Below are 9,630 nucleotides of genomic sequence, written 5' to 3'. Positions count from 1 at the left end.
GGGCACGGCGGTGCGCTCGACGCAGCCGCCGGGCCCCGCCGAGCGCACCGCCGTGCTGCCGTGCGCCGGCGCGTGGTCGACCTGGAGCGTGGTGTGGGTGAGCGCGTACTCCTCGGCGAGGAGCCGGTCGAGGTGGCGCCTGACCCGGTGGCAGTCGCCCCGCGGCTCGACGAGCACGTGCGCGGAGAGCGCGGGTTGCCCCGAGGTGATCGTCCAGACGTGCAGGTCGTGCACCTCGGTGACGCCGGGAGCCGAGGCGAGCCGGTCGCCGATCGCGTCCGGGTCGAGCCCCTTCGGCGCCGCTTCGAGGAAGATGCGGGTGGAGTCGCGGAGCAGCCCGTAGCCGGCCTTGACCATGAGTCCGACGACGACGAGCGTGGCGATGGCGTCGGCCCTGACGAAGCCGGTGGTGAGGATGACGAGGCCGGCGACCGCGGTGCCGACGAAGGCGTAGAGGTCGTTGAGGATGTGCTGGTATGCGCCCTCGACGTTGAGCGAGGCCCGGTTGGCCCTGGCGAGGCACCAGGTCGCGGCGAGGTTGACGACGACGCCCGCGAGTGCCGTCACCAGCACCAACCAGCCGGTCACCTCGGGCGGTTGGAAGAGTCTGCGCACCGCCTCGTAGCCGAGCCACACCGCAGCGAGGAGCAGCGTGAGCCCGTTGGCCTGCGCAGAGAGGATCTCGGCCCGCTTCAGCCCGTACGTGTAGCCGCCTCGGGCCGGCCGCGCGGCGAGGCGCATCGCCACGAGTGCCAGGACGATCGAGAAGGCGTCGGTGAGCATGTGCGCGGCGTCCGAGAGGAGCGCCAGCGAGCCGGCGGTGAAGGCGATCACCGATTCGACGCAGATGAATCCGCAGATGAGGACGAGCGCGGCGGTGAGCCATCCGGCGTCGGCAGAGGGGGAGAGGGCGTGTGAGTGGCCCGCGTGCGCCGGGTCCGACGAGCGCTCTGCGGAGGGTCCGGCGTGCGCCCGCGCGTCCCGGTGCGCTCCGTCGCCGACCGGTCGGCCGGTGCCGGTGCCGTGCTCCTCGTCGTCTCCTGCGTGCACTGCGTCCCTCCGTCCGCTGTCGCACACCCGCGGTGCGCGTCGTCTGCCAGCAGGCTGCCCTCAAAGGCAGTGAAGCGCACTCGGCCCACGCGGTGCAAAGGTTGCATCGGTGACGGTTGTCAACACCGATACGGCCGCTGCCACGTCGGGGTGCCGTCGGCGGACGGCTCTGCGAGCCTGAGGGCGCAGGCGGCCACGTGCCGCGGCGGACAGCAGAGGCCGAGTCAGGGAGCAGGGGTCAGCCATGGGGAAGCTCGCCGTCTTCGGCGCCAACGGGACCATCGGCAGCAGGGTCGTCCGGGAGGCGCTCGACCGCGGCCATCGGGTGACCGCCGTCGTGCGGGACCCCTCGCGGTTCGACGAGGAGCATCGGCGGCTGACCGTCGTCACGGGGGACGTGCTCTCCGAGGAGTCGGTGGTGCGCGCCGCAGAGGGCGAGGACGCCGTGGTGAGCGCGGTCGGCGGCGGGGACGGGCCGGGCCACCGCGCGTTGATCAGGCCGTCCGTCGTCTCGCTCGTCGAAGGGTTGCGCAGGCTCGGGACGCGTGCGCCGAGGCTGATCGTGGTCGGCGGGGCCGGCTCGCTGCGCACCCCGGACGGGACGCGGGTGTGGGACGCGCCCGGGCTGCCCGAGGCCGTCCGGCAGATCATGCACGCGCACGGGGACGCGCTGGAGTACCTCCGCACCGTCGACGACGTCCGCTGGACGAACTTCAGCCCCGCGGCGGACATCGCGCCGGGCGACCGCACCGGCCGCTACCGCACCGGCCTCGACGACCTGGTCAGCGACACGGGCGGCACCAGTCGGATCTCCGCCGAGGACTACGCCGTCGCCCTCGTCGACGAGTTCGAAGAACCGCACCACGTCCAGGAGCGCTTCACGGCTGCGTACTGAGGGGGCGTCACGCCGGCGGCCGCGGCACCGCGCGGCGCAACCCGGGCGCGAGGAGCAGCGTCGTCCCGGCCGAGGCACCGGCGAGCATCGCCATGGCGGCGGCCGGCGACGTCCGCTCCGCGAGGAGACCGGCGAGCGCGGCGAAGACGCCCTGCGCCGTGAGCATCCCCGAGGAGTGCAGGCGGGCCCAAGCCCCAGGCGCTATACGTGTGCACGGAGGCCGGGGAAGCGCTGGTGTCAGCGTTGTCCGGGCGTGGGGAAGCGGCAGCGCCCTGCGGCTCGGCTCCTGGTACCGCGTGTCCGATTGCTCGTAGACGTGTGTCAGGGACTCTCTCGGTCGGCTCGAGGCACCGTGCACGCGGAGCACGTGCAGGGTGGCCACTGCGACGTGAGCGGCGTAGGCACGTGGTCGCCCGTCACGACGACCTTGACGTCCGGCCCCGGGACGCGGGAGCCATCGGCCCGTACCCGGTACACCCGGATCTCCATCCGGGCGTGGACCGCCTTCATGCCCGCTTCCAGATCCACTCGGCGAGACGGGCCGTCGAGGCGGCGCCGACCCCTACCAGTGCGACGAACGGTCGCTCCTGTACGGGGAATCCTCCGCGAAGGGGAGTCAGGACGACTCCGGCTGTGTGCAGCGCGTCGGCAACTTGGCCGGCTGCATGCTGCCCGGTCTTCAGCGCATCGGCCGACGGGTGACTGTTCTTCGACATGCCGGGAAGTTAGGTCCGGAAGATCGGCATCAGGGGGACAGCTTGTCCCCCTGTCTTGTCGATCTACGCAGTGGCACCTACCGCTTCGGCGAGTTCAACGGCTTCGGACCGCAGCACAGCGGGTGCGGATCGGGTCAACGCGCCGGCCAACACGCGGGCCGACGGCACGTAGCGCACGGCTTCGGGCGAGACCTCGAATGCCCGCCGCAGATAGTGCAGTGACCCGGCATGCTCGTTGCGGGCGTGTTCGGACCGCGCGGCATCCACGAAGAGCCGGGAGCGACGCTCCACCGAGGCGATCGACGCCGGGACGGTTCCGGTGGCCCGTCGCAACGCTGCCCCGGGGGTGCGGAGTTCCACTCCGATGGACACGGCGTGCACCGCGACGTTGCCCGTGCCGAATGCGGTCCACGGGTGGGTGTAGTCGGGGATGCGGGAGGCAGTGGCCTCTGCCTTGTCCCACCAGCGCCAGGCGTCCCCTTCGCGCCCTTCCTTCGCTGCTGTGATCGCTGCGTGGAGGCACAGAGCGCCGAACGTGCCTCGAAGAATGTTCGAGCCCTCTTCCAGCCGCGCGTGGAGGGAGTCCGCGGCTTCGGAAACGAGTCGCAGAGCCTCGTCGGTGTGACCGCTCTCGCGCAGGCCGTTGCCGACGACCCAGGCAGCGGCACCGAGGAGTACCGGATCGTCGGACTCCTCGGCCGCCATGCGGGCGCGATCGACGGTGAGCCAGTACAACTCGGGCTCTGTGGTGTGGGCCGCATACTGCTGGGCGAGCGCGTACGCCTCGGCTGTGGTCGCGTATGCCCTGCGCCGGTCTTCGCCTTCGGCCCGCCTGGTTGCCGCGTGGCATGAGAGCAGCAAGTCAGGCAGCACAGCACCGACTTCGGTGCGCTGGTAAGGCGAGGAGTGCCAGGTGATCCACGCCTGTCGTACGCGGCCGCTCAACTCGTCGTTGCTGCCGGTTTCGTAGGAGGCCCGGCAAAAGAGGGAGGCATGCACGGCGTTTCGAAGCGCGGGAACGGCCGGGTGGGAGAGCTTTCCCCACTCGGTCACGGGCGTGGCGGAATCGACGCCGGTCAGAGTGGCAACATCGGCAATGCGCAGAGTCTGTGCGAGGCGGACAAGTACGGGCAGAGAGCGAAGTTCGCGGTCGCCGTTCTCGATCTTCTTCAGCCAGTCGGCGGAGCGGCCCACCAGACCCGCCAACACGGCGCGGGACATACCGCGCCGTTCGCGCGCGATGCGAATGCGTTCACCAGTGGTCAGCTCGTCGGGAAGCTTTGCGGTCATGCTGCGCCCCCTGTACCAGAGTTCAGCCTTCGGTATCTCAGCGTACGCTGCGTAGGAGCGCTCAATTCCGTTGTCGGACCGCGTTCTGCAGTGCGAAGGAGCCTCCTCGGTGCAGGCACGTCATCCCGGCCTCCAGTTGCGCACGCTTATGGCGCCGAGTACCGCAACCACCCGCATTCCCCCGGCCGTTGACCTACGGAAGCTCCTTGTCGAGTGCCGCCCGCCCCTCTTCGGCGAGCCGCTTGCGTGCCCACTCCAGGTTCTCCGGCGTCATGTCGCGTCCCGAGGCGAGGACGACGTCCTCGGGGGTGGGGTCGCTGCTGGGGGCCGCGTGGAGGACCTCGTCCGAGCTCGGGAGTTCGGGCTCCCCTTCGGTGTCGCTCATGAGTCCTCCTGACCCTCCTGCTCGGAACCGCCGTACCTGCGCTGGAACTTGGCGATCTGCCCCTGGGTGTCGACCACCCTCGCCCTGCCGGTGTAGAAGGGGTGGCTCTCCGAGGAGATCTCCACGTCGACGACGGGATAGGTGCCGCCGTCGTCCCACGCGATGGTCTGGTCGCTGGTGGCCGTCGACCGGGTCAGAAAGGCGTAGCCCGCCGCCTGGTCGCGGAAGACCACGGGGTGGTAGTCGGGGTGGCTGTCTGGCTTCACGACTCGCTCCCTGTCCGCCGCAGGCGCTCGGCGCTGCCCTCGTGTGAGGCCGCCCGCGGCTCTCGGCAGCAATTTCGCCCAGCGCACGCATCGGCGTACGCGCCGGGCGACTTCAGGCTACGTCGGCGCCCGCGCCCCGGCATCCGCGGACGCCTGCGCCCGCGCGCATTCCGACGTGCGCACGCCCCGGAGCGGCGTGATCCTGAGAGGGCGGCCCGTCCCCTTCGAGAACGAGGCATGGATGCGTACCACCGACCTCTCCGACGCCGTGCTCGCCGCGCTCCGAAAGCCCCGCCCCTACCCGGCGGTCACACTCGTCGTGCCGACGCACCGCACCCGGCCGGACAACCAGCAGGACCCGGTGCGCGTGCGGAACCTCGTCGCGGGCGTCGCCAAGCGGCTCCACGACGACGCGCACGTCGCCGAGGACGTCCGCGCGGACGTCACGGCCCAGCTCGAACAGGCCGAGGAGGAGGTCGACCACGTCCACGCGCTCGACACCCTCGTGCTCTTCGCCGCGCGGGGCGAGCACCAGGTCTGGTACCTGCCGCGGTCCGCGGGCGAGCGGGTCGTCGTCGGGGAGACCTTCCTCACCCGCAACCTCGTGGCGGCCACCGCGCAGGCGCGCCGCTACTGGGTGTTGTGCTTCGACGAGCGCCGCGCCCGCCTCTGGAGCGGCAGCGACCTGCAGGTCACCGAGGCGCGGCGGGACGGCTTCCCGGTCGAGGCGCCGATCGAGGAGGGCGTCGAGCTGACGGCGCGCGAGACCGTGGCGCCCTCCGGCTACCGCCATGAGGCGGCCCGCCAGTACCTCCGCGCCGTCGACGCGGCGCTCGGCCGGTTGCTGGAGAACGAGCCGCGGCGGCTCTGCCTCGTGGCGCTGCGCCAGGGACTCAGCGCGCTGGAGGACGTCGGCGCGCACCACGCCCGTTCCGCCGACGCCGTCCTCGCCAAGGGCGGGCTCGCGGACGCGCCCGGCCACGTCCTCGCCGCGGCGCTGGAGCCGGCGCTCGCCGAACTCGACGAGCGCCGCACGGCGTTCGCCCTGGAGCGGCTCGGCAGCGCACGCGGCAACCGCACCTTCGCCGCCGGCCTCGACGAGGTGTGGACCAGCGCCCACGAGGCGAGACTGAGCCTCCTCGTCGTCGAGGAGAGCTACCGCGAGACCGTCCGCGTGGAGGAGGGCCATCTCCGGCCGGTCTCCGACGAAGAGGCCCGCGCCGCCGGCCTGGAAGAGGGCCTCGTCGACGACATCGTCGACGAGACGGTGGAGACGGCGCTCTCCACCGACGCCGAGGTCGTCTTCGTACCCGAGGGCACCCTCGCCGAGCACGGCCGCATCGCAGGCGTCGTCCGGTACTCCTGGACAGCGGCCTGACCAGCGCGGCACCGTGGGGCGCGCGACCCCCCGTACCGAAAGGGGCAGCGAGATGACCGACCCGAACGAGGAAGCACAGCCGGAGTTCGCCGTCGACGCGGACCTGGAGAAGTCGGAGGCCCTCGACTCGGACGAGTTCGACGCCGACGAACTGGAGCCGGACCCGCTCGACGCGGGCATCCTGCCGTCGGACCGCTGGTCGAGAGGCGAGCGCTACGGCAACACCGTCGAGGAGCAGCGCGAAGGCGAGACCCACGACGAGCTCCTCGCCGAGGAGCAGCCGGAGTCCGGCTCGGAGGCCGCACCGACAGGCACCTTCTCATCCGTCGACGACCCGGAACCGGTCGACGACAGATGGGAAGGCGGCCCGGGACCGAGGTCCGGCCGCCTGCTCGCAGGCGACGAGGGGACGCATCCCGTCGACGACCCCGAGCAGCTCGCCTGGGACGAGGGCGTCGACGCCGGCGCCGCGGGCGCGGAGGAGGCCGCCGTCCACGTCCTCAAGGACGAGGACGAGAAGCCGCCCCGGACGACCGACATCCGGGACTGGGAGCAAGCCGAGGGGCTCTCCGACGACGCAGACCTCGACCGATGACCCCGCCCCCGACCGCGGCCGGCGCCGGCCAACTGCCGCCGCCGGCCGCGGCTTTGGCGCGTCCTCTCTTCACTGCGCCGAGTAGCCTCCGTCGACGAGGTGGAAGCTTCCCTCGACGAACGAGGCCCGCTCGCTGAGGAGGAAGGCCGTGACCTCTGCCATCTCCTCGGGAGTGCCGAGACGGCCCTGGGGGTGCCGTGCGATCAGCTCCTCGCGCTCCGTGAGGTCGATGCGGCCGAGGAGCGGGGTGTCGACGAAGCCGGGCCCGAGGGCGTTGACGCGGACGCCCTGCGGCGCGTACTCGAGGGCCGCCGTCTTGGTGAGGCCGATCACGCCGTGCTTCGCGGCGACGTAGGCGGGGGAGCCGGCGAAACCGTTGACGCCGAGGATGGAGGAGAGGTTGACGACCGCGCCGCCGCCCTCGTCGGCGAGGATCGGCAGCTCGAAGCGGAGCGAGTGGAAGACCCCCGTGAGGTTCACGGCGATGACCTGGCTCCACGCGTCGGTGTCGTAGGCGCCCGTCGGCTGGGAGGGGCCGGCCACGCCCGCGTTGTTGACGGCCAGGTTGAGGCCGCCGAAAGCGTCGGCCGCGAACCGGACCGCGGCCGAGGTGGAGGCCGCGTCCGTCACGTCGACGAAGACCGAGGCGGCGCGCGAGCCCGAGTTCTGGAGTTCGCCCGCGGCGTCGGCCGCGCCCTCCTCGTCGTAGTCGGCGAGGACGACCGCGGCGCCTCCCGCCGCGAGCCGGCGCGCGATCGCCAGTCCGATCCCCGAGGCGGCGCCGGTGATGAGGGCGGTCCTGCCGTCGAACTCCGTGCGGTAGTCGGTGATGCTCACGTGTCCCTCACGACCTTCCGGCAGCGCCTCTCGGAACGGGCCACGGCGTGCGGGCGGCCCGCACTCACGCTCGCCGCGTGCGCGGGCGCGTGCACCAGCTCGGGCGCCGACCGGGTGAAGCCGCCCGCCCCCGCAGCCGTCGGGCCGGGAGCAGGGGGTACGCACAGGGGGCGCCCCGTTGCGGGCGCCGGCGCCTCCCCTCGGGCGGCATCGCGCACCCGTCCCGCGCCACCGGTCTCACGCGTCACCGAGCCAGACAGAGGTAGAGATGAGACTCCTCCAGATCGCCGCCCGCCCGATGCTCGGCTCGCTCTTTCTCAGCAGCGGGATCGACACCCTGCGGAACCCCGAGCCGCGTGCCGACCTCGCCAAGGGGACGCTGGAGCAGCTCCGCGGCTACCTGCCGTTCCTCCCCGACGACGACGTCCTGCTGGTGCGGGCCAACGCGGCCGTGCAGCTCCTCGCGGGGGCCTCGCTCTCGGTCGGCCGGCTGCCCCGCGTCTCCGCGCTGGTGCTCGCCGCCTCCCTCGTCCCGACGACCTACGCGGGCCACGCGTGGTGGCAGCACGACGAGGCCGAGGCGCGCAGCGGCCACCGCACCCAGTTCGGCAAGAACGCGGCCGTCCTTGGCGGGCTGCTCGCCGTCGCCGGCACACCGCGCCACACGCACCGCCACACCGCGCACGGCGGTGGCGCCGCGCACTGCCCCTGGCACCACGGCGCCGGCGGGCGGTCCCGGTCCACCGTGCGTCTGCCGAGCGGAGGACCCCGTGCCTCGCAGGGTGGCCCGAGCGGTGCCGGGCGGACCAACACCCTTGCGGCGAAGGCCGGTTTGCTGAAGAACCGGTGCGGTCGGCTCAAGGGGCGAGCCCGGGGGCGCGGTGGGAGCGTTCGCTCCTCGCGCTGATCGACGCTGGTGGCTGTCGGGCGTGCGCTGGCCCCTGCGCCGATCGCCGGGAGACGCGACCGCCGGCGTGCGCGTCTGCGTGGCGAGTCCGGGCGGGGGAGTCCGGTGCTCGGAACCCGTGGCCTCCTGGGCGGCCGGGGAGTTGGCGCGGGGTTGACTGCTCCCGGGCGGCTCCCGTTCTTCAGAGCCGGTACGGAGATCGACTCTGCCTCTGAGTGCACGACCCGATGCGCTGTGTGGCGATACGGGTGCGTCCGCACCAGCTCCCGCCAACTCCGCAGCGACTGCGCAGAGTTGTCCCGCCGTGACACCGGCTCCGAGGCGTCGGGCGTACTGCGGGCTCCGTGCGGGCCTCCGTTACGCTGGATGGTTGCAGCATGCCGTCGGCCAGTGCCGCCCGCCGGATCGTCCCCCACCGACGAGGAGGCAAGTGCACGGGACACCGCACCGTCCGCAGTCCGCACCCCGAACCCCTTCCGAGCCCCGCACGCGCGCCGTGATGCCGCCCTGGCTGGCGCATCTCTTCCACTGGCAGCGGGGCCCCGTGCCCTGGCAGGCCGTCTTCCGCGGGGCGCTCAGCGCGGGACCGCTCCTCGTCCTCGCCACCCTCGCAGGACACCCGGCGGCGGGTGTGCTCGCGGGCGTCGGTGCCATGCTCGCCGGCGTCAACGACCGTCCGGGCACGCGGCGTACGGGCATCGCGCACATCGGTGTACCGGCGCTCGCGGGGGCTTTCGGCATCCTGCTCGGCAGCGTCCTCGCGGCGCTGGTGGCCTCGGGGTGGTGGGCCGTGCCGCTGCTCTTCGCCGTGGGGCTCGTCTCGGGCGCGGTGAGCGTGAGCGGACCCGTGCTCTCGGCCGCCGGTATGCAGCTTACGGTGGCGACCGCCGTGGGCGCCGGGATGCCGCTGCCCGGCGAACCCTGGCTGAAGGCGCTCTGCTTCCTCGGTGGTGCGGGCTGGCTCCTGCTCCTCCGGGTTCTGCTGCGTACGCCGGGCGCGCGTGCCGGTGCGCTCGACGGGGAACGCGCGGCGGTCGCCGGCGTCTACGAGGCGCTCGCCGACGCGTTGGAAGCGGCGGGACGGCCCGGAGCCGAGGCCGCGCGCCGGCGCCTCACGACAGCGCTCGACCGTGCGGACGAGGCCCTCCGGATGCGCAGGGTCCTGCGCACCCTGCGCCGTTCGGGCCGCGTCGAAGAGGCGCTCCTCGCCGGACGGTTCACCGCGGCCACGGCGCTCTGCGAAGCGAGCGTCGCGTTGCTGTGGGAGGGGCGCCCCCTTCCGGCACGCGTCGCCGGAGGCCCGCGCCGGCT

General features: G+C 72.9%; 11 protein-coding genes and 1 pseudogene. 5 read left to right on the top strand and 7 right to left on the bottom strand.

The genetic code is table 11. The features are described 5' to 3' along the window. Nucleotides 1–1,050 (bottom strand): cation diffusion facilitator family transporter (locus UWG_RS30770; RefSeq protein ID WP_016909445.1); only part of this gene is annotated, 1,050 nt, incomplete at its 3' end. Between the two features lie 244 nt (nucleotides 1,051–1,294). Here UWG_RS30770 and UWG_RS0122410 point away from each other — a divergent pair. Continuing rightward, nucleotides 1,295–1,945, top strand: coding sequence for an NAD(P)-dependent oxidoreductase (locus tag UWG_RS0122410; RefSeq protein WP_016909444.1), 651 nt, complete (start codon nucleotides 1,295–1,297; stop codon nucleotides 1,943–1,945). 7 nt (nucleotides 1,946–1,952) lie between these two features. On the opposite strand, the gene UWG_RS32850 is transcribed toward UWG_RS0122410, so the two are convergent. From UWG_RS32850 to UWG_RS0122390, 5 genes are all read right to left on the bottom strand, one after another. Continuing rightward, nucleotides 1,953–2,111, bottom strand: a complete 159-nt coding sequence (locus tag UWG_RS32850; RefSeq protein WP_016909443.1) for a hypothetical protein — start codon at nucleotides 2,109–2,111, stop codon at nucleotides 1,953–1,955. A 340-nt stretch (nucleotides 2,112–2,451) separates the two neighbouring features. Beyond that, a complete protein-coding gene (locus UWG_RS33150) occupies nucleotides 2,452–2,661 on the bottom strand; it encodes a hypothetical protein (RefSeq protein ID WP_157838585.1) in 210 nt (69 codons plus the stop codon). 63 nt (nucleotides 2,662–2,724) lie between these two features. Next, nucleotides 2,725–3,951: a helix-turn-helix domain-containing protein gene (locus UWG_RS0122400; RefSeq protein WP_033196301.1), complete on the bottom strand. Its 1,227-nt coding sequence runs from the start codon at nucleotides 3,949–3,951 to the stop codon at nucleotides 2,725–2,727. A gap of 193 nt (nucleotides 3,952–4,144) precedes the next feature. Beyond that, a complete protein-coding gene (locus tag UWG_RS0122395) occupies nucleotides 4,145–4,336 on the bottom strand; it encodes a hypothetical protein (RefSeq protein WP_016909441.1) in 192 nt (63 codons plus the stop codon). Further along, a complete protein-coding gene (locus tag UWG_RS0122390; RefSeq protein WP_016909440.1) occupies nucleotides 4,333–4,602 on the bottom strand; it encodes a type B 50S ribosomal protein L31 in 270 nt (89 codons plus the stop codon). Before UWG_RS0122390 ends, UWG_RS0122395 begins: the two co-directional genes overlap by 4 nt. Before the next feature lie 241 nt (nucleotides 4,603–4,843). Between UWG_RS0122390 and UWG_RS0122385 the strand changes: the two genes are divergently transcribed. Together UWG_RS0122385 and UWG_RS0122380 are read left to right on the top strand one after the other, a co-directional pair. Further along, nucleotides 4,844–5,980: a baeRF3 domain-containing protein gene (locus UWG_RS0122385; protein WP_016909439.1), complete on the top strand. Its 1,137-nt coding sequence runs from the start codon at nucleotides 4,844–4,846 to the stop codon at nucleotides 5,978–5,980. 52 nt (nucleotides 5,981–6,032) lie between these two features. Beyond that, entirely contained in the window at nucleotides 6,033–6,575 is a 543-nt protein-coding gene (locus UWG_RS0122380; RefSeq protein ID WP_016909438.1) for a DUF5709 domain-containing protein, read from the top strand. Between the two features lie 69 nt (nucleotides 6,576–6,644). Here UWG_RS0122380 and UWG_RS0122375 read toward each other — a convergent pair whose 3' ends face one another. Continuing rightward, nucleotides 6,645–7,412 (bottom strand): SDR family NAD(P)-dependent oxidoreductase, encoded by a 768-nt coding sequence (locus UWG_RS0122375; RefSeq protein WP_016909437.1) that lies wholly within the window; start codon nucleotides 7,410–7,412, stop codon nucleotides 6,645–6,647. Between the two features lie 268 nt (nucleotides 7,413–7,680). Here UWG_RS0122375 and UWG_RS0122370 point away from each other — a divergent pair, with 268 nt between their 5' ends. Together UWG_RS0122370 and UWG_RS0122365 are read left to right on the top strand one after the other, a co-directional pair. Then, nucleotides 7,681–8,319 carry a DoxX family protein gene (locus UWG_RS0122370; protein ID WP_016909436.1) on the top strand — a complete coding sequence of 213 codons (639 nt, stop codon included), beginning with the start codon at nucleotides 7,681–7,683 and terminating at the stop codon, nucleotides 8,317–8,319. 499 nt (nucleotides 8,320–8,818) lie between these two features. Next, nucleotides 8,819–9,630: pseudogene (locus UWG_RS0122365) on the top strand (FUSC family protein); the annotation flags it as partial.

Origin of the sequence: Streptomyces xiaopingdaonensis (assembly GCF_000262345.1) — a bacterium.
Lineage (GTDB): Bacteria > Actinomycetota > Actinomycetes > Streptomycetales > Streptomycetaceae > Streptomyces > Streptomyces xiaopingdaonensis.
Note: the sequence above shows the minus strand (reverse complement) of the source record. Positions and strands in the feature narration are given on the sequence as shown.